The 20,872-nt window shown below is 45.8% G+C and carries 25 protein-coding genes; all 25 read left to right on the forward strand.

The annotated features are described in order from the left end of the window. The first annotated feature begins 1 nt into the window (after nucleotide 1). The 25 genes from flgG to frr all read left to right on the forward strand — a co-directional run bounded on the left by flgG (nucleotide 2) and on the right by frr (nucleotide 20,824). The gene (gene flgG, locus JNUCC22_RS08225; protein WP_007409783.1) at nucleotides 2-778 is read left to right on the forward strand and encodes a flagellar basal body rod protein FlgG; all 777 of its coding nucleotides are present in this window, start codon (nucleotides 2-4) and stop codon (nucleotides 776-778) included. Between the two features lie 39 nt (nucleotides 779-817). Continuing rightward, nucleotides 818-1,033 (forward strand): swarming motility protein SwrD, encoded by a 216-nt coding sequence (locus JNUCC22_RS08230; protein WP_003154243.1) that lies wholly within the window; start codon nucleotides 818-820, stop codon nucleotides 1,031-1,033. Then, the gene (gene fliL / locus JNUCC22_RS08235; protein WP_003154241.1) at nucleotides 1,030-1,449 is read left to right on the forward strand and encodes a flagellar basal body-associated protein FliL; all 420 of its coding nucleotides are present in this window, start codon (nucleotides 1,030-1,032) and stop codon (nucleotides 1,447-1,449) included. Before JNUCC22_RS08230 ends, fliL begins: the two co-directional genes overlap by 4 nt. A 33-nt stretch (nucleotides 1,450-1,482) precedes the next feature. Further along, nucleotides 1,483-2,481, forward strand: coding sequence for a flagellar motor switch protein FliM (fliM, locus tag JNUCC22_RS08240; protein ID WP_003154240.1), 999 nt, complete (start codon nucleotides 1,483-1,485; stop codon nucleotides 2,479-2,481). Next, on the forward strand, nucleotides 2,471-3,607 hold the full coding sequence (gene fliY, locus JNUCC22_RS08245) for a flagellar motor switch phosphatase FliY (protein WP_025284727.1): 1,137 nt from the start codon (nucleotides 2,471-2,473) through the stop codon (nucleotides 3,605-3,607). Before fliM ends, fliY begins: the two co-directional genes overlap by 11 nt. Before the next feature lie 26 nt (nucleotides 3,608-3,633). Beyond that, nucleotides 3,634-3,996: a chemotaxis protein CheY gene (gene cheY / locus JNUCC22_RS08250; protein WP_003154238.1), complete on the forward strand. Its 363-nt coding sequence runs from the start codon at nucleotides 3,634-3,636 to the stop codon at nucleotides 3,994-3,996. Nucleotides 3,997-4,010: 14 nt separating this feature from the next. Further along, nucleotides 4,011-4,664 (forward strand): flagella biosynthesis regulatory protein FliZ, encoded by a 654-nt coding sequence (fliZ, locus tag JNUCC22_RS08255; protein WP_003154237.1) that lies wholly within the window; start codon nucleotides 4,011-4,013, stop codon nucleotides 4,662-4,664. Then, nucleotides 4,657-5,322 (forward strand): flagellar type III secretion system pore protein FliP, encoded by a 666-nt coding sequence (gene fliP, locus JNUCC22_RS08260; RefSeq protein WP_015239857.1) that lies wholly within the window; start codon nucleotides 4,657-4,659, stop codon nucleotides 5,320-5,322. The genes fliZ and fliP overlap by 8 nt, the downstream gene beginning before the upstream one ends. Before the next feature lie 14 nt (nucleotides 5,323-5,336). After that, nucleotides 5,337-5,606 carry a flagellar biosynthesis protein FliQ gene (fliQ, locus tag JNUCC22_RS08265; RefSeq protein ID WP_003154234.1) on the forward strand — a complete coding sequence of 90 codons (270 nt, stop codon included), beginning with the start codon at nucleotides 5,337-5,339 and terminating at the stop codon, nucleotides 5,604-5,606. A 6-nt stretch (nucleotides 5,607-5,612) separates the two neighbouring features. Continuing rightward, entirely contained in the window at nucleotides 5,613-6,392 is a 780-nt protein-coding gene (fliR, locus tag JNUCC22_RS08270) for a flagellar biosynthetic protein FliR (RefSeq protein WP_012117557.1), read from the forward strand. Further along, nucleotides 6,392-7,471 carry a flagellar biosynthesis protein FlhB gene (flhB, locus tag JNUCC22_RS08275; protein ID WP_007409787.1) on the forward strand — a complete coding sequence of 360 codons (1,080 nt, stop codon included), beginning with the start codon at nucleotides 6,392-6,394 and terminating at the stop codon, nucleotides 7,469-7,471. Before fliR ends, flhB begins: the two co-directional genes overlap by 1 nt. A gap of 33 nt (nucleotides 7,472-7,504) precedes the next feature. Next, nucleotides 7,505-9,538 (forward strand): flagellar biosynthesis protein FlhA, encoded by a 2,034-nt coding sequence (gene flhA / locus JNUCC22_RS08280; protein WP_007409788.1) that lies wholly within the window; start codon nucleotides 7,505-7,507, stop codon nucleotides 9,536-9,538. Then, the gene (gene flhF / locus JNUCC22_RS08285) at nucleotides 9,538-10,629 is read left to right on the forward strand and encodes a flagellar biosynthesis GTPase FlhF (protein WP_015239859.1); all 1,092 of its coding nucleotides are present in this window, start codon (nucleotides 9,538-9,540) and stop codon (nucleotides 10,627-10,629) included. Before flhA ends, flhF begins: the two co-directional genes overlap by 1 nt. Continuing rightward, entirely contained in the window at nucleotides 10,626-11,519 is an 894-nt protein-coding gene (locus JNUCC22_RS08290; RefSeq protein WP_015239860.1) for a MinD/ParA family protein, read from the forward strand. The genes flhF and JNUCC22_RS08290 overlap by 4 nt, the downstream gene beginning before the upstream one ends. After that, nucleotides 11,516-12,583, forward strand: a complete 1,068-nt coding sequence (locus JNUCC22_RS08295; RefSeq protein WP_015239861.1) for a protein-glutamate methylesterase/protein-glutamine glutaminase — start codon at nucleotides 11,516-11,518, stop codon at nucleotides 12,581-12,583. The genes JNUCC22_RS08290 and JNUCC22_RS08295 overlap by 4 nt, the downstream gene beginning before the upstream one ends. 5 nt (nucleotides 12,584-12,588) lie before the next feature. Then, nucleotides 12,589-14,607: a chemotaxis protein CheA gene (gene cheA, locus JNUCC22_RS08300; protein ID WP_015239862.1), complete on the forward strand. Its 2,019-nt coding sequence runs from the start codon at nucleotides 12,589-12,591 to the stop codon at nucleotides 14,605-14,607. A 22-nt stretch (nucleotides 14,608-14,629) separates the two neighbouring features. After that, nucleotides 14,630-15,103: a chemotaxis protein CheW gene (cheW, locus tag JNUCC22_RS08305; protein ID WP_003154225.1), complete on the forward strand. Its 474-nt coding sequence runs from the start codon at nucleotides 14,630-14,632 to the stop codon at nucleotides 15,101-15,103. Nucleotides 15,104-15,118: 15 nt separating this feature from the next. Beyond that, entirely contained in the window at nucleotides 15,119-15,748 is a 630-nt protein-coding gene (gene cheC / locus JNUCC22_RS08310) for a CheY-P phosphatase CheC (RefSeq protein ID WP_003154222.1), read from the forward strand. Then, nucleotides 15,745-16,245 (forward strand): chemoreceptor glutamine deamidase CheD, encoded by a 501-nt coding sequence (cheD, locus tag JNUCC22_RS08315; RefSeq protein ID WP_003154219.1) that lies wholly within the window; start codon nucleotides 15,745-15,747, stop codon nucleotides 16,243-16,245. Before cheC ends, cheD begins: the two co-directional genes overlap by 4 nt. A gap of 26 nt (nucleotides 16,246-16,271) precedes the next feature. After that, nucleotides 16,272-17,036, forward strand: a complete 765-nt coding sequence (gene sigD / locus JNUCC22_RS08320; protein ID WP_003154217.1) for an RNA polymerase sigma-28 factor SigD — start codon at nucleotides 16,272-16,274, stop codon at nucleotides 17,034-17,036. A 27-nt stretch (nucleotides 17,037-17,063) separates the two neighbouring features. Further along, the gene (locus JNUCC22_RS08325; protein WP_015239864.1) at nucleotides 17,064-17,531 is read left to right on the forward strand and encodes a DUF6115 domain-containing protein; all 468 of its coding nucleotides are present in this window, start codon (nucleotides 17,064-17,066) and stop codon (nucleotides 17,529-17,531) included. 143 nt (nucleotides 17,532-17,674) lie between these two features. Then, nucleotides 17,675-18,415 carry a 30S ribosomal protein S2 gene (gene rpsB / locus JNUCC22_RS08330; RefSeq protein WP_003154215.1) on the forward strand — a complete coding sequence of 247 codons (741 nt, stop codon included), beginning with the start codon at nucleotides 17,675-17,677 and terminating at the stop codon, nucleotides 18,413-18,415. Between the two features lie 99 nt (nucleotides 18,416-18,514). Beyond that, nucleotides 18,515-19,396: a translation elongation factor Ts gene (tsf, locus tag JNUCC22_RS08335; RefSeq protein WP_007611455.1), complete on the forward strand. Its 882-nt coding sequence runs from the start codon at nucleotides 18,515-18,517 to the stop codon at nucleotides 19,394-19,396. Nucleotides 19,397-19,541: 145 nt separating this feature from the next. Beyond that, a complete protein-coding gene (pyrH, locus tag JNUCC22_RS08340; protein WP_003154213.1) occupies nucleotides 19,542-20,264 on the forward strand; it encodes a UMP kinase in 723 nt (240 codons plus the stop codon). 2 nt (nucleotides 20,265-20,266) lie between these two features. Beyond that, on the forward strand, nucleotides 20,267-20,824 hold the full coding sequence (gene frr / locus JNUCC22_RS08345; protein WP_003154212.1) for a ribosome recycling factor: 558 nt from the start codon (nucleotides 20,267-20,269) through the stop codon (nucleotides 20,822-20,824). Nucleotides 20,825-20,872 lie beyond the last annotated feature (48 nt).

Below are 20,872 nucleotides of genomic sequence, written 5' to 3' on the forward strand. Positions count from 1 at the left end.
CATGTTACGTTCATTATATTCCGGTATCAGCGGCATGAAAAACTTTCAGACAAAACTAGATGTAATCGGCAATAATATCGCCAACGTCAACACAGTGGGATTTAAGAAAAGCCGCGTTACATTTAAAGATATGATCAGCCAGACAGTCGCCGGCGGTTCAAACGTGACCAATTCAAAACAAATCGGCTTGGGTGCCGCGACTTCTTCCATTGATGTTGTTCATTCAACCGGCGCCCCGCAGGCTACACAGAATAAAACCGACCTAGCCATTGACGGAGACGGCTACTTTCAGATTAATACAGGTGCGGGAATTGTTTACACACGTGCGGGGAATTTCGGAAAGGACAATCAAGGGAACCTTGTTACGACTGACGGGTACTATCTTGAAAAAATCGGCGGCGGCAAAATCAATATTCCGACTGATGCGAAAGATTACAGCATCGGTGCAGACGGAACCGTTACATACACTGATGCAGGGGATGAGGTTCATGATGCCGGACAAATCGGTCTGGTCACGTTCCCTAACAGCGCCGGTTTGGAAAAAATAGGAGGAAACCTTTACAGAGAATCATTAAGTTCAGGAGCTGCAAGCGCAGTCACCACTCCGGGCGAAAACGGAACGGGTAAGCTTTTGGCAGGCTATCTTGAAATGTCAAACGTAGATCTGACAGATGAATTTACCGAAATGATCGTTGCTCAGCGCGGTTTCCAATCAAACTCAAAAATCATTACGACTTCAGATGAAATCCTTCAGGAGCTGGTTAATCTGAAACGGTAAGGAGGGAGGAGAGGCGGTTAGGCCGCTTCTCCGGATTGCATGATTCAAGTCACCCGTTTAAACGGCCAGCCTTTTACGCTGAACGCGCTGTTTATCGAACAGATTGAGTGCTTCCCCGACACGACGATTACACTGTCCAACGGCAAAAAGTTCGTAGTGAAAGAACCGGAAGAAGCAGTTCTCAAAAAAGTCATATCGTTTTACCATAGCATACAAATATTTTCACTGGATCAGGGAATAGAGGAAGAAGAATGAAGAAAAAATTAGTCATCATTTTGCTGATTATTTTAATTGTCATCGCCGGCCTCGGAACGGCAGCATATTTTGTCGTCAGCGGACATTCCGGCAAAGATAAAAAGCCGACAATTGACGAAGTCGTTGCAGCCACTGTGTCTGTCGACGATATCACGACAAACTTAAAGTCTGACAGCATCATCCGTATCGGCATCAAGCTTGAAACCGACTCGGCTAAAGCGAAGGAAGAACTTGAAAAACGCGATTTTCAGGTGAAAGACAACATCATTTCCATTTTAGCCGACACAAGCGCCGGAGAGATTGAGGGAGATAAAGGAAGAGAAGCGTTTAAACAATCATTAAAAGAGAAAGTAAACAGCTATCTCCAAGAAGGAAAAGTTCAGAAAGTGTACATTACCTCCTTTAATCTGCAATAAAAACAAATTTGACAGAATACGGAGGTGAAGAAAATGTCAGGAGAAGTTCTCTCCCAAAATGAAATAGACGCACTGCTTTCCGCCATTTCCACGGGTGAGGCGGATGCGGAAGAGCTGAAAAAGGAAGTTAAAGAGAAAAAAGTAAAGGTATATGATTTTAAACGGGCTCTCAGATTCTCGAAAGATCAGATACGCAGTTTAACCCGGATACATGATAACTTTGCGAGGCTTCTCACAACACACTTTTCCGCCAAGCTCAGAACGTATATTCATATATCCGTCAGCTCAGTTGACCAGGTGCCGTATGAAGAATTTATCCGTTCCATACCGAACATGACGATTTTAAATTTATTCGATGTTCATCCGATGGAAGGCAGAATCATGATGGAGGTTAATCCCACCATCGCATACGCAATGCTTGACCGCGTCATGGGAGGCATCGGCATCACTCATAACAAAGCTGACAGCCTTACGGAAATTGAAACGAATATTATTTCTAACTTATTTGAAAATGCACTGGGCAACTACAAAGAAGCTTGGCAATCGATTGCTGATATTGACCCTGAAATGACTGAATTTGAAGTGAATCCTCAGTTTGTGCAGATGGTTTCCCCAAATGAAACAGTCGTTGTCATTTCTCTCAATACACAGATAGGTGAAATCAGCGGTGTCATTAATCTTTGTATTCCCCATGTCGTACTTGAGCCGATTATCCCTAAGCTTTCCGTACATTATTGGATGCAATCAGACCGGAATGAAGCGAAGCCCGAAGAAACGAAGTTGCTTGAAAAGCGCATCATGACGGCTCAAATTCCCGTTGTGGCTCTCTTGGGCGCTTCTGAACTGACAATAGAAGAATTTTTAAGTTTGGAAGTCGGGGACTGTATAACTCTGGACAAATCAGTGACTGATCCTCTTACTGTATTGGTCGGAAACAAACCGAAGTTTTTAGGGCAGGCCGGCCGGGTGAATCGAAGACAGGCAGTGCAAATTTTAGATCACGACATAAGAGGTGAACAAGATGAACAATAGATTATCTCAAGATGAAATCGATGCTCTTCTTAACGGCACAAGCAGTCAGTCAGAGGATACAGAACAGCCTCAAGGGGCGAACTTGTCTGAACTTGAGCGCGATGCGATCGGAGAAATCGGGAATATTTCGTTCGGCAGCTCGGCTACGGCGCTGTCCACTCTTTTAAATCAAAAAGTGGATATTACGACGCCGAGTGTGACCGTCATTTCAAAAAGCAAAATCAGTGATGAATTTCCTCATCCGTATGTTGCCATTGAAGTGAACTACACAGAAGGCTTTGACGGCAGCAATTTGCTCGTCGTCGAACAAAGCGACGCGGCCATCATCGCGGATTTGATGATCGGCGGGGACGGCCGGGGCGCCGACCCGTCACTCGGTGAAATCCACCTGAGCGCCGTGCAGGAAGCAATGAATCAAATGATGGGCTCGGCTGCTACGTCAATGTCGACCGTGTTCAGTAAAAAGATTGACATTTCTCCGCCAAGGGTTGAACTTCTGGATGTGACGGAAGAAAAAGGGACTGACAGAATACCTGAGGATGACCTGCTCGTAAAAGTGTCATTCCGTCTGAAAGTCGGCGAATTAATCGATTCGAGCATCATGCAGCTTTATCCGATTACGTTTGCGAAAGATCTAATCGCAGACCTGATGACTGCAGACCAGCATGAGTCAGAGGCCGCAGAAACCGTATCAGAACCACAGGAAACATACGAAACGCCGCAGCCGGAACCTGCCATGCAGCCGGAGCCGCAGGCAAAACCCGAGCTTCCGAAGAGACAGGGAACCGCAAAAAAAGCTGCTCCTGTTCAAGTCGCTCCGGTAGAATTCCAGGCGTTTGATCATAACGAAGCGGCGCAAGGATCAAGGAATAACCTTGATATGCTGATGGATATTCCGCTTTCCGTTACGGTTGAGCTCGGCAGAACGAAGAGAAGCGTCAAAGAAATCCTTGAACTTTCTGCGGGAAGCATTATTGAGCTTGACAAGCTGGCTGGTGAACCTGTTGACATCCTGGTCAACCAGCGGATCGTGGCAAAGGGCGAGGTCGTTGTCATAGAAGAAAACTTCGGCGTGAGAGTCACTGATATTTTAAGTCAGGCAGACCGCCTTAACAATTTAAAATAAGCGAACATAGAGGAGAGAAACAGATTATGGCACACAGAATTTTAATTGTAGACGATGCAGCATTTATGAGAATGATGATCAAAGATATTTTAGTGAAGAACGGTTTTGACGTTGTAGCTGAAGCTTCAGACGGAGCGCAGGCAGTCGAAAAATTCAAAGAGCATTCCCCCGACCTAGTGACAATGGATATTACAATGCCTGAAATGGACGGGATTACAGCTTTAAAGGAAATTAAACAAATCGATCCGCAGGCGAAAATCATTATGTGTTCGGCTATGGGCCAGCAGTCAATGGTTATTGACGCGATTCAAGCCGGCGCAAAAGACTTTATCGTGAAACCGTTCCAAGCGGACCGCGTGCTTGAAGCTATTAATAAAACATTAAGCTAAAGGGTGTACGACTGTTGAAAAAGAGTCATGGTTTACTAGCTTTGATTTGTTGTTTCGTTTTACTCAATGTACATCCGTTCCCTGCTTTTGCGGCGGAGTCTGACAATTCTACCGTCAACGAATGGTTTGACAAACAATCAACAAACAAAACAGAGAAAAAAAGCGATACATCGAAACAAACGGCTGATCAAGAGATAGGGGATGCTTCTGCATCTTCTGTCTCCGCTTTTGATTTTGTAAAGATGATTGGGGCATTATTATTCGTCATTCTGCTGATCTATGGATTTGTCAAACTGATGAATAGAAGAAACCGTCTGCTGAAGCCGTTTCAATATGTAGAAAATATCGGCGGAACATCAGTCGGCCAAAACCGTTCCGTGCAGCTGATTAAAGTGGGAAACAGCGTTCTCGTAGTCGGTGTGGGCGAAACGATACAGCTTTTAAAAGAAATTGAAGATGAAAAAGAGCGCGAGGCGATTCTGAGCCAATACGAAGAGTCGATGTCTTCAAAAGTGGAATGGACCAAGCTCGTAAATCCGCGTAAGGATGGAGAAAAAAAGCCGCAAACGATGCTTCCGTCGTTTTCAAAAGCGCTGAAAGAACAGCTGAACGAGCTGAAACAAAGCCGTTCTGAAGGAAAGAAGAAAGGCCCTTATCACCATGAATGAATTCATTAATCTTTTTAATTCAAACAGTCCGACCGAAGTCAGCTCCACTGTTAAATTACTGCTGCTTTTGACTGTCTTTTCAGTGGCGCCGGGGATTCTGATTTTGATGACCTGCTTTACGAGAATCGTCATCGTCCTGTCTTTTGTAAGAACCTCACTGGCGACGCAGAACATGCCTCCCAACCAGATTTTAATCGGCCTTGCGCTGTTCTTGACGTTTTTTATTATGGCGCCGACTTTTTCAGAGATTAATAAGGAAGCCTTAACGCCGCTGATGGACAACAAAATCAGTCTCGATGAAGCATATACAAAAGCCGAGAAGCCGATTAAAGAGTATATGAGCAAGCATACAAGGCAGAAGGATCTGGCGCTGTTTATGAACTATGCCAAAATGAAAAAACCTGAATCGATTCAGGATATTCCTTTGACGACGATGGTGCCCGCTTATGCGATATCAGAACTCAAAACCGCTTTTCAAATGGGCTTTATGATTTTTATTCCGTTTTTAATTATCGATATGGTCGTGGCGAGCGTCTTAATGTCAATGGGAATGATGATGCTACCGCCGGTTATGATCTCTCTGCCCTTTAAAATATTGCTTTTCGTTTTGGTCGATGGATGGTATTTAATCGTGAAATCTTTGCTTGACAGCTTTTAGGGTAGGTGCTAATTGTGAGTTCAGAATTTGTAATTTCCATGGCGGAAAAAGCCGTATATGTAACACTAATGATCAGCGGGCCGCTGCTTGCGATCGCGCTGATCGTCGGTTTGCTCGTCAGTATCTTTCAAGCGACAACTCAAATCCAGGAACAGACGCTTGCGTTCATTCCGAAAATCGTGGCGGTAATGCTTGGACTGATCTTTTTCGGTCCTTGGATGCTGTCGACGATTCTTTCGTTCACAACTGATCTGTTCTCTCATCTGAACCGATTTGCAGGGTAGAATCAAATGAATTCCATCATTGATTTATTTCCCGCTTTTTTATTGGTCTTTATCAGAATCTCTGCTTTTTTTGTAACGGTGCCGGTGTTCGGGCATCGGAATCTGCCGGCGGTTCACCGAATCGGCTTTGCTTTTTTTCTTTCGGTGATCTGCTTCAGCACGCTGAAACATGCGCCGGAAATAGAAATAGGGGAACAGTATATGCTTCTTGTCATAAAAGAGGCCGTTGTGGGCTTGAGCCTCGGGCTGATCGCTTTCATGATGATGACAGCCATTCAGATAGCAGGTTCCTTTATTGATTTTCAGATGGGCTTTTCCATCGCCAATGTCATTGATCCGCAATCAGGAACGCAAAGCCCGCTGATCGGACAATTCGTTTATACGCTGGCGCTGTTATTTATGCTCAGCATAAACGCCCATTATCTTTTGTTGGACGGGATTTATTACAGCTTTCAGTATATCCCGCTTGATCAGGCATTTCCGTCGTTTGGAAATGATCACTTTGGACTTTTTATCGCAAAAAGCTTCAATGCCATGTTTATTATCGCTTTTCAAATGTCTGCGCCGGTTGTGGCCAGTCTGTTTTTAGTTGATTTGGCGCTCGGTATCGTGGCGAGAACGGTGCCGCAGCTGAATGTTTTCGTTGTCGGGCTTCCTCTGAAAATAGCCGTGAGCTTTATTATGCTGATCGTTTGTATGGCGGTGATGTTTGTCGTTGTCCGCAACATCTTCAGCCTTACCGTTGAAACCATGCGGAATCTATTGGCATTGGTCGGTGTGACATGATGAGGCTCAGACTGAATCTGCAATTCTTTGCCGGTGAAAAAACGGAGAAAGCCACTCCGAAAAAACGGAAGGATACAAGAAAGAAAGGACAGGTCGCGAAAAGTACGGATGTGAATACAGCCGTTTCTTTACTGATTATCTTTCTTTCGCTGATCGCGCTCGGTCCTTATATGCGGGACAGGCTGCTGTCCTTTATTAAAACGTTTTATACGAAATCGATATCATTACATCTGTCTGCATCTGCCGTGCATGAACTGTTCGTGGATACGGTGAAAGATATCAGCCTCATCCTCGCGCCGATTATGCTGGTCGCGCTTGTGGCAGGTGTCGTGAGCAATTACATGCAGGTGGGTTTTCTGTTTTCTGCGGAAGTCCTCAAGCCTGACTTGAATAAGCTCAGCCCGCTGAAAGGATTTAAGCGGATTTACAGCATGAGGGCGATTGTTGAACTGGTCAAATCCATTTTGAAGATTACTGTGGTCGGTTTTGCCGCCTTTATGGTGCTCTGGCTGCATTATGGCGATATTCTCCGCCTTCCGCTTTTGACTCCTGCGGAAGTGCTCACTTTCGTTTCCAAGCTCACTCTTTGGATGGGGCTTGCGGGATCAGGGGCTTTAATGCTGCTGGCCGGGCTTGATTACTTATATCAGCGTTTTGACTATGAGAAAAATATCAGAATGTCAAAGCAGGATATAAAAGATGAATACAAAAAATCGGAGGGTGATCCGATAATTAAGTCCAAAATTAAGCAGAAGCAGCGGGAAATGGCGATGAGGCGGATGATGCAGGAAGTGCCGAAAGCGGATGTCATCATTACCAACCCGACCCATTATGCGATAGCTTTAAAATATGATGAAAAGAAAATGGACGCCCCTTACATTGTTGCCAAAGGGGTCGACCATCTCGCATTAAAAATCAGGCAGATCGCCAAAGAACACGATGTCATGACGATTGAAAACAGGCCGCTCGCGCGTGCGTTATATGATCAGGTTGACATTGACCAGGCCGTGCCGGAAGAGTTTTTCAAAGTCATTGCGGAAATTTTGGCTTATGTATATAAAACGAAACAAAAAGTATAGTGAATTTCAGATTCAAAAGGAGAGAAAAACAGCATGTCAACAAGAGATTTATCGGTTTTAATAAGTGTTGTCCTCATTGTGGCAATGCTGGTGATTCCATTCCCTCCATGGTTGTTAAGTATTTTGATCATCATTAATATCTCTCTTGCGTTGATCGTGCTTCTCACCACAATGAATATGCAAGAACCGCTGCAATTCTCGATATTCCCGTCATTGCTGCTGTTATTGACGCTGTTTCGGCTTTCGCTCAATGTGTCGACGACACGTTCGATTCTTTCTCACGGAGAAGGGGGAAAGGTTGTTGAGACATTCGGGAATTTCGTTGTCGGCGGAAATGTGCTGGTAGGGCTTGTTGTCTTCATTATCTTGATTATTATTCAGTTTATCGTCATTACAAAAGGCGCCGAGCGGGTATCGGAAGTGGCGGCGAGATTTACGCTCGATGCGATGCCCGGAAAGCAAATGAGTATTGACGCGGATTTAAATGCCGGCATGATTACGGAGCAGGATGCAAAGCACAGACGTGAAAAAGTCGCCCGGGAAGCGGATTTTTACGGCGCTATGGACGGTGCGAGCAAATTCGTCAAAGGGGATGCCATCGCGGGGATCATCATTGTGATGATCAATATTATTTTCGGAATCGTAATCGGCATGCTGCAGCAGGGGATGAGCATACAAGAAGCTGCGTCTCACTTTACAATGCTGACGGTCGGTGACGGTATCGTTTCTCAAATGCCGGCCTTGCTCATTTCAACGGCTACAGGGATTGTCGTGACGAGAGCGGCATCTGAAGGAAACCTCGGTCATGATATTACAGGCCAGCTGTTTGCTTATCCGAAGCTCTTGTATGTAGCCGCGGGAACTGTACTTTTGCTCGGTCTTCTTACACCGATCGGCATTCTGCTGACGGGGCCGATCGCCGGTCTGCTTGCATTCGGCGCTTACATGCTGTCCAAAGCGGATAAGCCGAGCGAAGAAGAGGAAGAAATTCTTGAAGAAGAGGCTCAGGCGGATGAACTGAAAAGCCCGGAAAGCGTTGTGCAGCTTTTACATATTGATCCGATTGAATTTGAGTTCGGATACGGACTCGTGCCGCTTGCAGACGCGGGGCAGGGCGGTGATCTTCTTGACCGCATCGTCATGATCAGACGTCAGCTTGCGCTTGAATTGGGACTTGTCATTCCGGTTGTGCGCATCAGAGATAACATCGCGCTCCAGCCGAATGAATACAGATTGAAAATTAAAGGCAATGAAGTCGCTAAAGGAGAGCTCCTGCTGGATCATTACTTAGCGATGTCACCGACGCCTGAAGATGACGTCATTGAAGGAATTGAAACGATAGAGCCGTCGTTCGGACTTCCCGCAAAATGGATCAGCGAAGCTGCAAAAGATGAAGCGGACATGCTGGGATATACAGTTGTTGATCCGGCGTCAGTCGTATCTACGCATATTACAGAAAAAATTAAGCAGCATGCCCATGAACTGGTCGGCAGACAGGAAACAAAGCAGCTGATCGATCATCTGAAGGAAAATTATCCTGTGCTTGTTGAGGAAGTCACGCCAAATCCTCTTTCTGTCGGCGATATTCAAAAGGTGCTTGCCAAATTGCTGAGAGAAAAAGTTTCAATCAGAAACTTGGTGACCATTTTTGAAACTCTTGCCGATTACGGAAGATTAACGACAGATTCAGACCTTTTGACAGAATACGCGAGACAGTCGCTTGCCAAACAAATCACGGCACAATATGCGAGAGAGCATGAAACGCTGAAGGTCATCACATGCTCAGGCCGGGTGGAAAAAGCGATTGCAGACGGGGTTCAGCAGACTGAACAGGGCAATTACCTGTCACTCGACCCTGAGGTTTCAGACAGCATCATCCGTTCTGTCGCTAAAGAGGCCGAGCAGCTTTCCATCCGCCAGGAGTCGGCGATTCTTCTTTGCTCGCCTGCTGTCAGAATGTATGTAAAACAGCTGTTAGAACGGTATTTCCCTGATCTTCCGGTTCTTTCTTATAATGAGCTGGAAGCAAATGTTGAAGTACAGAGCATTGGAGTGGTGGATATTTAATGAAAATAAAAAAATTTACAGCCGCTTCAATGCAGGATGCCGCGAAGCAAATCAAAAAGGAACTCGGCAATGATGCCGTTATTTTACATTCCAAACAAGTAAAGAAACGAAAATGGCTGGGGCTGCGGTCGCAGCAGGCCGTCGAAGTGATAGCGGTTTTAGATCGTGACGTCAGGGAAGCGAGAAAAACGCCGCCGGCTGCCGCTGAAGAAATGAAAAAGACGAAAACGGCGGAGAAAGCTGAGCCTGTTCAGCCGCAACGTCTTCCGGATCAAAGTATTTCCGGCGAACTGGCGCATTTTAAAGAAGTGCTCCCTGAACCATTAAAAAAAGCCGAGAGACTATTGAAGCAAGCCGGGCTTCCTGATCATACGCAAAACGCCGTACTCAGTGAACTGCTCCGTTCTTCAATTGTTTCCGGAGATTTAACTGAAGATAATGTCAGCTCCAAACTGCAGGATTTGTTAGTGAAAAAACTCCCTTCGGCAGACAGGTGGCAGGAAGGGATTCAATCAAAATACGTCGTGCTTTTCGGTTCAACCGGGGCCGGCAAAACGACTACACTTGCGAAACTCGCGGCCTCATCAATGCTGACAGAGCATAAAAAAATTGCCTTTATGACGACGGATACTTACCGGATTGCCGCGGTCGAGCAGCTGAAGACATATGCGGAGCTGCTTCAGGCTCCTCTTGAAGTATGCTATTCAAAGGAAGAATGTCTGAAGGCACTGGAAAAATTCGCTGAATATGACCATGTTTTCATTGATACAGCCGGTAGAAACTTTAAAGAAGAGCAGTATATTACGGAATTACAAGAGATGATTCCGTTTGAATCAGGCTTACAATCCTTTCTCGTATTATCGGCATCTGCAAAATATGACGATATGAAACAGGTGCTGAAACAGTTTTCAGGTGTGCCGGTCAATCAATTCATTTTCACGAAAACGGATGAAACCGCCTCACTCGGCTCCGTGTTTCAAGTGCTGTCGGAATCAAGGATCGGCGCCGCCTATTTGACAAATGGACAGGATGTGCCTGAAGACATCCTATCGGCTTCACCAAAAGAGTTTGTAAGGATGCTTTTGACATGAAACCCGATCAGGCAGAGTCATTAAGAAGGAAAATGAGAGAGCGGCAAATGATCAAGCCGGAGCTTTATGAGAAAAAAGCGAAGACATTAGCCGTCATCAGCGGTAAAGGCGGCGTCGGAAAATCTAATTTAACATTAAACATGGCAGTTGCCCTGCAGGAAAAAGGAAAAAAAGCACTCATCATTGATCTTGACATCGGAATGGGCAACATTGATGTGCTGATCGGCGCTGCTTCTTCCCGCACCATTATTGATGTGATGGAGAATCGGCACGCATTGGCGCAATCACTGTCCTCCGGTCCGAAAGGCCTTCGCTACATATCCGGAGGAACGGGGCTTGAGGCGATCTATCAAGCAGACGGAGAGAAGTGGGCGGCTTTTATGAATGGTCTTTCCGCTGTATTAAGCGATTTTGATTACGTTCTGTTTGATATGGGAGCGGGACTTTCAAAAGAACAGCTGCCGTTTATTTTATCGGCGGAAGACATTCTCGCCGTGACAACGCCTGAGCCGACGGCCATTATGGATGCCTACAGCGCGATCAAACATCTCTTGCTCGCGGATGAACGGCTGACCGTAAACATTGCCGTCAATCGCGCCCGCGCCCAAAAACAGGCGCTGGACACGTACAACCGCCTTTCTCATGCAATTCACACGTTTTTAGGCGCGGAGGTGCGTTTCGCCGGCTCCATACCCGATGACCCGCTAGTAAGTCAAGCCGTCATTGACCAGGTGCCTTTTTTAATAAAAAGTCCTCAAGCAAAAGCCAGCAGGTCCGTCCGTCTTCTGACGGATGTCTTGTTTCAAACGGAAGAAAACAAACCAAGAGAAGAGAAACCGGCATTTATTGAGAGATTATCTTCTTTTTTATTGAGGAGGACTTTACAGTGATTCGTGTGCTTGTCGTTGATGACTCAGCTTTTATGAGAAAGATGATTACCGATTTTCTGGCTGCGGAAGTGCAGATAGAAGTCATCGGGACAGCCAGAAACGGGGAAGAGGCGCTGAAGAAAATAGAGCTTCTCAAGCCTGATGTTGTCACGCTTGATATTGAAATGCCGGTCATGAACGGAACGGACACATTGCGGAAGATCATCAGCATATATAAACTTCCCGTAATCATGGTATCGAGCCAGACACAGCAAGGGAAGGACCAAACGATCAACTGTCTGGAAATGGGCGCTTTTGATTTTATCACCAAGCCTTCCGGAGCGATTTCACTTGATCTTTATAAAATTAAAGAGCAGCTGATTGAGAGGGTGATTGCAGCCGGGCTGTCCTGCGCACAAAAACCTGAGGCGGCAGTGAAAGAGTCTTCTATCCCGGAACGTCCGGCTTTGGCGGGATTTGAAAGACCGAAAGCAAAATCCGCCAAGCAGGCCGTATTCATCGCGACCTCTACAGGCGGACCGCGGGCTCTGCAAAAGGTGATTCCGAAACTGCCGAAGGATTTAAAGGCGCCTGTATTTGTCGTTCAGCACATGCCTGAAGGCTTCACCGCTTCACTTGCAGACAGACTCAACCATTTGTCAGATATTCAGGTCAAAGAAGCGGAAAACGGTGAAGAAGCGAAAGACGGATGGGTGTACATCGCGCCCGGCGGAAAAAATATGACGGTTGCAGAGGAAGGCGGAAGGCTCCGCATCATTCTTGACGTTCATGATACGGAAAGCCGGCATAAACCGTCAGCCGATTATTTGTTTCGGTCGGCAAGCCGCTTATCCGATTACGAAAAGGTAGCCGTCATTATGACCGGCATGGGCAGCGACGGAACCGAGGGCGTAAAAGAAATGCTCAGAACAGGCGGCGTTAAAACGATTGCGGAATCGGACGAATCCTGTGTTGTGTTCGGAATGCCGAAGTCAGCGATAAAGGCGGGCCTCATTCATGAGATTAAACATGTGGAAGATATCGCGGCATCCATCACCGGATGTGTGAAAAAAGAGAGGGTGTGAATCAATTGGATATGAATCAATATTTAGATGTCTTTATTGATGAAAGTAAAGAGCACTTACAGACATGTAACGAAAAGCTGCTGCTGTTGGAAAAAGATCCGGCAGACCTTCAGCTTGTGCATGACATCTTCAGAGCTGCCCATACGCTGAAAGGCATGAGCGCAACGATGGGATATACAGATCTGGCGCATTTAACCCACCTGATGGAAAATGTGCTGGACGCCATCCGCAACGGAGAAATGCCCGTTACATCAGATTGGCTGGATGTGCTGTTTGAAGCGCTTGATCATCTAGAAGAGATGGTGCAGTCCATTATTGACGGAGGAGACGGCAAACGTGATATTTCTGAAGTGAGTGCGAAGCTCGACGTAAATGCGGTGCATGAGACTGCGGCTTCAGCCGAAACAGCAGAACCGCCGGCTTCAGAACAACAGGCTTCAACTGAATGGAATTATGACGAGTTCGAACGGACTGTTATTGAAGAGGCGGAAGAGCAAGGATTCAGCCGCTATGAAATAACGGTTTCCCTGAATGAAAGCTGCATGCTCAAAGCCGTGCGCGTGTACATGATATTTGAAAAGCTGAATGAAGCCGGGGAAGTCGCAAAAACGATACCCGCCGCGGAAGTGCTTGAGACGGAAGATTTCGGAACGGATTTTCAGGTGTGTTTCTTAACAAAGCAGCCTGCTGAAGAAATTAAAGAACTCATCAGCGGCATTTCAGAAGTGGAGAATGTCGAAATTTCTGCCGGTGCGCCGTTAAAAACGGCCGAAAAACCGCAAGCGGCTGAACCAGTGAAGGAAGCTCCGGTTAAAAAGACTGAGAAACAGCCTAAGCCGCAAGCGAAAACGGAAGAACAGCCGAAGCATCACAGCGGCTCGAAAACGATTCGCGTCAACATTGAAAGACTGGATTCTTCAATGAACCTTTTTGAAGAACTTGTCATTGACCGCGGGCGTCTTGAGCAGATCGCCAAAGAGCTTGACCACAATGAGCTGACTGAAACCGTTGAACGCCTGACCAGAATCTCGGGCGACCTTCAGTCTATTATTCTTAATATGCGGATGGTGCCGGTAGAAACCGTCTTTAACCGTTTCCCGAGAATGATCCGCCAGCTTCAAAAGGAATTAAACAAGAAAATCGAATTGTCCATCATCGGAGCTGAAACGGAGCTGGACCGCACGGTGATTGATGAAATCGGCGATCCGCTTGTCCATTTAATCAGAAACAGCATCGATCACGGCATTGAATCGCCTGAAGTGCGGGTGAATAAAGGAAAACCGGAATCAGGTCATGTCGTGCTTAAGGCATATCACAGCGGCAACCACGTCTTTATTGAGGTTGAAGATGACGGGGCCGGCCTGAACAGAAAGAAAATTCTTGAAAAAGCGCTCGAGCGGAGTGTAATCACCGAACGTGATGCTGAAACGCTTGAAGATAATGAGATTTACGAGCTTATTTTTGCTCCGGGCTTCTCGACTGCCGATCAAATTTCTGACATTTCAGGGCGGGGCGTCGGCCTGGATGTCGTAAAAAATAAACTCGAATCACTCGGCGGCTCTGTCAGTGTCAAATCCGCAGAAGGTCAAGGTTCTCTTTTCAGTATCCAGCTTCCGCTGACACTTTCAATTATATCCGTTCTTCTCATTAAACTGGAAGAAGAGACGTTTGCGATACCGATTTCTTCTATTATAGAGACGGCTGTTATTGATAAGAAAGATATCCTGCAGACGCATGACAGAGAAGTGATTGATTTCAGAGGCCAAATCGTTCCGATCGTCTATCTGAAAAAAGAATTCGGCATTACGGATTCAAAACAGGATGCCGATCAGTTCCATGTAATCGTCGTGAAAAAGGGCGATAAATCCACTGCTTTTGTCGTGGACTCTTTTATCGGACAGCAGGAAGTCGTACTGAAATCACTCGGCGACTATTTAACAAGCGTCTTTGCGATTTCCGGCGCTACGATTCTCGGAAACGGAGAAGTGGCGCTGATTATTGATTGCAATGCGCTGATCTACTAAAACGACACGAGGAGGTGCCCGAATGACTGCTGAAATCAAAACAGGTGAAAAAATGATTGTGTTTATGATAAACGGGAAAGAATACGCTATCTCAGTTTCCCAGGTGAAATCAATTGAAAAGTGGCAAAAACCGACGAGGGTCCCGGGTGTGGAATCTTATATCCGCGGTGTTATCAATCTGCGCGGAGTGATTACCCCGGTTCTTGATTTAAGAAAACGTCTGAATCAGCCTGAACAGGACATCACAGAAGAGACTCGGATTATCATCATTTCTTACCGTGACGCCGATGTCGGATGGGTCGTGGATGAGGCCAATGACGTCATCACCGTGCATGAAAATGAAATCGAATCCGCGCCTGAAAGCCAGACAAAGGAAACGGATGTGTGGATTAAACAGATCGTCAAGCAAGATAACAGGCTCCTCAATATTATCGATGCGCATGCGGTGCTGGATAAAGGTGCTTCGGCATCTGCGTCCGGAGAGCCTAATGCTTAAAGGGGAAAAGACAACATGAGTAAGTTTGAAGCGATCAAAGAAGAGCAGATGGATATTTTGCGGGAAGTCGGAAATATCGGGGCGGGTCACTCGGCTTCTGCAATGGCTCAGCTGCTGAACAGAAAGATAGACATGGAAGTGCCGTTTGCGACTTTATTGACATTTGATGAGCTTGCTGATTTTTTCGGCGGGGCTGAAACGCCGGTCGCCAGTATCTTTTTAAGAATGGAAGGCGACATGACCGGCTCTATCTTTCTCATCATGCCTTTCCATCAGGCGGAACAGTTTATCAGAGAGCTGATCGGAAATCCGGATTTTGATATTGACCAGTTGGGCGAAGATCATTTGAGTTCTTCTGCTTTACATGAGTTCGGCAATATTTTAGCAGGTTCCTATTTAACGGCATTGGCTGATTTGACAAAACTTGAGATTTACCCGAGCGTGCCGGAAATCTCACTTGATATGTTCGGCGCGGTTATCAGTGAAGGGCTGATGGAGCTCAGCCAAGTCGGAGAGCATGCCATTGTCGTGGATACTTCTATTTTTGACCAGGGCAGCCGGCAGGAGCTCAAAGCTCACATGTTTATGCTCCCGGACTATGATTCTTTTGAAAAGCTCTTCGTCTCATTGGGTGCGGCTTTATGAGCCGTGCGGAAGCCGCAGTCGTTAAAGTGGGGATTGCGGATGTTCAAGTCGCGCGTTACCCGGATAAAATCCGGACCTCGGGACTCGGTTCATGCGTGGGGCTGGTTTTATACGATAAAGACAAACAAACGGCAGGACTCGTTCACGTCATGCTGCCGGACTCCGGTTTATCAAAAACGGCGGAGCTCAACCGTGCAAAATACGCGGACACCGCCGTTAAGATGACGATTGATATGCTTTTGAAAGCCGGCTGCCGCAAGTTTGCCCTGAAGGCAAAACTCGCCGGGGGAGCGGAGATGTTTAAGTTTAAAATGACAAACGACCTGATGAAAATCGGTCCGAGGAATGTAGCGGCCATCAAAGAGCAGCTTTCATTGTATAACATTCCGGTCATCAGTGAAGATACGGGCGGCTCAAGCGGCCGGACGATTGAATTTGAGCCAAAGTCCTGCATGCTGCACATTCGAACTGTTAAACAAGGTGAAACAACGATTTAATAAAGGTATGAGGTAGGGGGATAACAATGCAATCCTTGAATTATGAAGATCAGGTGCTTTGGTCGCGCTGGAAAGAGTGGAAAGATCCTAAAGCCGGTGATGATTTAATGCGCCGTTACATGCCGCTGGTCACATATCATGTCGGCAGAATTTCCGTCGGACTGCCGAAATCGGTGCATAAAGACGATCTAATGAGCCTTGGTATGCTTGGTTTATATGATGCCCTGGAAAAATTTGACCCCGGCCGGGATTTAAAGTTTGATACCTATGCCTCGTTTAGAATTCGCGGTGCAATCATCGACGGGCTGCGTAAAGAAGATTGGCTGCCCAGAACTTCACGGGAGAAGACAAAAAAAGTCGAAGCGGCGATCGAAAAACTTGAACAGCGCTACCTTCGGAATGTGACGCCTTCAGAGATCGCAGAAGAGCTGGGGATGACGGAGCAGGACGTAGTATCAACGATGAATGAAGGGTTTTTTGCCAATCTCTTATCAATTGATGAAAAGCTTCATGACCAGGATGACGGTGAGAATATTCAAGTGATGATCAGAGATGACAAAAATGTGCCGCCGGAAGAAAAAATCATGAAGGACGAGCTGATCGCTCAGCTTGCGGGCAAAATTCACGAGCTCTCTGAAAAAGAGCAGCTTGTCGTCAGTTTATTCTATAAAGAAGAACTGACTTTGACCGAGATCGGACAAGTCCTGAACCTTTCGACGTCGCGGATTTCACAGATTCATTCAAAGGCGCTGTTTAAATTAAAGCATCTGCTTGAAAAAGTAATTCAATAATGAACTCATGGTTAGCGAGTGAAAAACATGTCAACACTATTATGGCTTTTAAGCTTTTTGCTTCACGGCGTACTGCTTTATGCCGTCATTATTCTGTACACGAGGTTTTCAGCCCTCAAGGAGACAGAGCGCCAGCAGAAGAAGATTCTTGAAGAGACGGAAAACACCCTTGCAGCGTTTCTGCTTGAGCTGAAAGAAGAAAATGAAAGACTCGAAGACGCAAAAAGCCGTCAAGCGCCGGACGCAGAAGACGCCGAACCCCTGGCGGAACCGAAAGAAGAGCCTGATATTCCGGACCACATGGAAAAGCTCATCAGTGCAACGGAACGGGCTGAAAGTGATGAAAACAACGGCGCGCATTCGTTTGAAGAACGTGTTTCAGAATTATATGAACAAGGGCTCACCCCCGCGGAAATCGCCAAACGGATGCAGAGCGGAAAGACAGAAATCGAGCTGTTTTTAAAATTTCGCGGCAAAGCTGTAAAGGATTCTTGATTGTCGCATAAAGCTGTGTTATATTATGTCTTGGTGTTAAATACACACGCTTAACGATTTATGCAGAGGGTGCTGCAAACGGCAGTTCTGCACAAAAATGACCTAAGCGGAGGAAAAAAACCATTTTATTAGGAGGAAATCACATGTCAGTTATTTCTATGAAACAATTGCTTGAAGCTGGTGTTCACTTCGGCCACCAAACACGCCGCTGGAACCCAAAAATGAAGCGTTACATTTTCACGGAGCGTAACGGAATCTACATCATTGACCTTCAAAAAACAGTGAAAAAAGTAGAGGAAGCTTACAACTTCACGAAAAACCTTGCTGCTGAAGGCGGAAAAATCCTTTTCGTCGGCACAAAAAAACAAGCTCAGGATTCTGTTAAAGAAGAAGCTGTACGCTCTGGCATGTACTATGTCAACCAACGCTGGTTGGGCGGTACACTGACAAACTTCGAAACAATCCAAAAACGCATTAAGCGTCTGAAAGACATCGAGAAAATGCAAGAAAACGGTACATTTGAAGTACTTCCGAAAAAAGAAGTTGTTCAATTGAAAAAAGAATTAGAGCGTCTTGAAAAATTCCTCGGCGGAATTAAAGACATGAAGGATCTTCCTGATGCATTATTCATCATCGATCCTCGCAAAGAGCGCATCGCTGTTGCGGAAGCTCGCAAATTGAACATTCCTATCATCGGAATCGTAGATACAAACTGTGATCCTGATGAAATTGATGTCGTAATCCCTGCAAACGATGACGCAATCCGCGCTGTCAAACTTCTTACTTCTAAAATGGCAGATGCTATTCTTGAAGCGAAGCAAGGCGAAGAAGAAGCGGAAGCTGCTGAAGAGACTGCACCTGAAACAGAAACGACAACTGCGTAACCTAATCAAAAGGTGATAAGAGGGACTGCCTTTTATCACCTTTTTTCAAGAAAAATGTATCTATACATATCTTGTTTACACATATAAGGAGGAATTCAAATGGCTATTACTGCACAGCAGGTAAAAGAACTGCGTCAAAAAACAGGCGCTGGTATGATGGACTGTAAAAAAGCATTGACTGAAACTGACGGAGATATGGACAAAGCAATCGACCTTCTGAGAGAAAAAGGAATTGCGAAAGCAGCTAAAAAAGCTGACCGTATCGCTGCTGAAGGTTCTACTCTTATTAAAACTGACGGCAACAAAGGCGTTATCTTAGAAGTAAACTCTGAAACTGATTTCGTTGCGAAAAACGAAGGCTTCAAAGAGCTTCTGAACACGCTTGCTGACCACCTTCTTGCAAACGCTCCTGCTGATCTTGAAGAAGCAATGGGTCAAAAGATGGAAAACGGTTCTACTGTTGAAGAATACATCACAAGTAACGTTGCTAAAATCGGAGAGAAAATCACTCTTCGCCGTTTTGCTGTTATTTCAAAAGAAGACAGCGAAGCGTTCGGTGCTTACCTTCACATGGGAGGCCGCATCGGCGTATTATCCGTTCTTAGCGGAACAACTGACGAAGATCTTGCAAAAGACATCGCGATGCATGTTGCAGCGGTAAATCCTCGTTACATTTCCCGCGACCAAGTGTCTGAAGAAGAAGCAAACCATGAGCGTCAGATTCTGACTCAGCAAGCTCTTCAAGAAGGCAAACCGGAAAACATCGTAGCTAAAATGGTTGAAGGCCGTCTGAACAAATTCTTCGAAGAAATTTGCTTATTAGACCAAGCTTTCGTTAAAAACCCAGACGAAAAAGTGAAACAAGTTGTGGCTGCGAAAAACGCATCTGTTAAAACTTACGTCCGCTACGAAGTTGGAGAAGGTATTGAAAAACGCCAAGAAAACTTTGCTGAAGAAGTTATGAACCAAGTGAAAAAATAATGGCGGAAAGCCTTGGCGAATCTTTCGCGGCTTTTCAGGCAGTATAGGGGACACTACTTGTGTTCCCTATTTTTAAAACTATATTTACAAACCTTTTTTTCTCTTGCATAATAGGAAACGGCAATGTTTACACTTGGAGGTTATTATGGAAAAACCAAAATACAATCGTATCGTTTTAAAGCTTAGCGGAGAAGCATTGGCAGGAGAGCAGGGAAACGGCATTAATCCGACTGTCATCCAATCCATCGCTAAACAGGTAAAAGAAATCGCTGAGCTTGACGTCGAAGTGGCCGTAGTCGTAGGCGGCGGCAACTTATGGCGCGGAAAAACGGGCAGTGACTTAGGAATGGACCGTGCGACGGCCGATTATATGGGCATGCTTGCTACTGTCATGAACTCACTTGCCCTGCAGGACAGCCTGGAAACGCTCGGAATTCAGTCCAGAGTGCAGACATCAATTGAAATGCGTCAGGTCGCTGAGCCTTACATCAGAAGAAAAGCCATCCGCCACCTGGAGAAAAAACGCGTTGTTATTTTTGCCGCGGGAACAGGAAATCCTTATTTCTCTACGGACACAACCGCAGCGCTGCGTGCCGCTGAAATCGAAGCGGACGTGATCTTAATGGCGAAAAATAATGTCGACGGTGTGTATAATGCTGATCCGAGAAAAGATGAGTCAGCCGTTAAATACGAAAAATTATCTTATCTCGATGTGTTAAAAGACGGGCTGGAAGTCATGGATTCTACGGCTTCTTCACTATGTATGGATAATGATATTCCGCTGATCGTCTTTTCTATTATGGAAGAAGGAAATATTAAGCGTGCCGTAATCGGCGAATCAATCGGAACGATCGTAAGGGGGAAATAACGTTGTCAAACGAAGTATTAACACAAACAAAAGAACGCATGGAAAAAGCGGTTGCCGCTTATTCACGTGAATTGGCGTCAGTCCGTGCAGGACGTGCCAACCCATCTCTATTGGATAAAGTGACAGTAGAATACTACGGTGCCCAAACACCTTTAAACCAGCTGTCTTCCATCAATGTGCCTGAAGCGCGTATGCTTGTTGTCACACCGTATGACAAAACGGCAATCGGCGATATTGAAAAAGCGATTCTGAAAGCTGATCTTGGCGTAACGCCGACAAGTGACGGCACAATTATCCGCATCGCGATCCCGGCTCTGACGGAAGAAAGACGTAAAGAACTTGTCAAAGTCGTGAAAAAATACGCGGAAGAAGCGAAAGTAGCAGTCCGTAATGTCCGCCGTGACAGCAACGATGACCTCAAAAAACTTGAGAAAAACGGAGACATTACAGAAGACGAGCTTCGTGCTTCCAGTGAAGACGTTCAAAAGCTGACAGATGAATATGTGTCAAAAATTGACAGCGTCACGAAGGACAAAGAAAAAGAAATCATGGAAGTTTAATGAAAAACTATGTACAATAGATAATGTGAAAAGACCCTCTCATGTTTA

Source organism: Bacillus sp. JNUCC-22 (assembly GCF_018861275.1).
Taxonomy (GTDB): domain Bacteria; phylum Bacillota; class Bacilli; order Bacillales; family Bacillaceae; genus Bacillus; species Bacillus velezensis.

Coding starts and splice junctions, on each gene's coding strand:
- flgG (WP_007409783.1), top strand. CDS start 2: ATGTTACGTTCATTATATTCCGGTATCAGCGGCATGAAAAACTTTCAG.
- JNUCC22_RS08230 (WP_003154243.1), top strand. CDS start 818: ATGATTCAAGTCACCCGTTTAAACGGCCAGCCTTTTACGCTGAACGCG.
- fliL (WP_003154241.1), top strand. CDS start 1,030: ATGAAGAAAAAATTAGTCATCATTTTGCTGATTATTTTAATTGTCATC.
- fliM (WP_003154240.1), top strand. CDS start 1,483: ATGTCAGGAGAAGTTCTCTCCCAAAATGAAATAGACGCACTGCTTTCC.
- fliY (WP_025284727.1), top strand. CDS start 2,471: ATGAACAATAGATTATCTCAAGATGAAATCGATGCTCTTCTTAACGGC.
- cheY (WP_003154238.1), top strand. CDS start 3,634: ATGGCACACAGAATTTTAATTGTAGACGATGCAGCATTTATGAGAATG.
- fliP (WP_015239857.1), top strand. CDS start 4,657: ATGAATGAATTCATTAATCTTTTTAATTCAAACAGTCCGACCGAAGTC.
- fliR (WP_012117557.1), top strand. CDS start 5,613: ATGAATTCCATCATTGATTTATTTCCCGCTTTTTTATTGGTCTTTATC.
- flhB (WP_007409787.1), top strand. CDS start 6,392: ATGAGGCTCAGACTGAATCTGCAATTCTTTGCCGGTGAAAAAACGGAG.
- flhA (WP_007409788.1), top strand. CDS start 7,505: ATGTCAACAAGAGATTTATCGGTTTTAATAAGTGTTGTCCTCATTGTG.
- flhF (WP_015239859.1), top strand. CDS start 9,538: ATGAAAATAAAAAAATTTACAGCCGCTTCAATGCAGGATGCCGCGAAG.
- JNUCC22_RS08290 (WP_015239860.1), top strand. CDS start 10,626: ATGAAACCCGATCAGGCAGAGTCATTAAGAAGGAAAATGAGAGAGCGG.
- cheW (WP_003154225.1), top strand. CDS start 14,630: ATGACTGCTGAAATCAAAACAGGTGAAAAAATGATTGTGTTTATGATA.
- cheC (WP_003154222.1), top strand. CDS start 15,119: ATGAGTAAGTTTGAAGCGATCAAAGAAGAGCAGATGGATATTTTGCGG.
- cheD (WP_003154219.1), top strand. CDS start 15,745: ATGAGCCGTGCGGAAGCCGCAGTCGTTAAAGTGGGGATTGCGGATGTT.
- sigD (WP_003154217.1), top strand. CDS start 16,272: ATGCAATCCTTGAATTATGAAGATCAGGTGCTTTGGTCGCGCTGGAAA.
- JNUCC22_RS08325 (WP_015239864.1), top strand. CDS start 17,064: ATGTCAACACTATTATGGCTTTTAAGCTTTTTGCTTCACGGCGTACTG.
- rpsB (WP_003154215.1), top strand. CDS start 17,675: ATGTCAGTTATTTCTATGAAACAATTGCTTGAAGCTGGTGTTCACTTC.
- tsf (WP_007611455.1), top strand. CDS start 18,515: ATGGCTATTACTGCACAGCAGGTAAAAGAACTGCGTCAAAAAACAGGC.
- pyrH (WP_003154213.1), top strand. CDS start 19,542: ATGGAAAAACCAAAATACAATCGTATCGTTTTAAAGCTTAGCGGAGAA.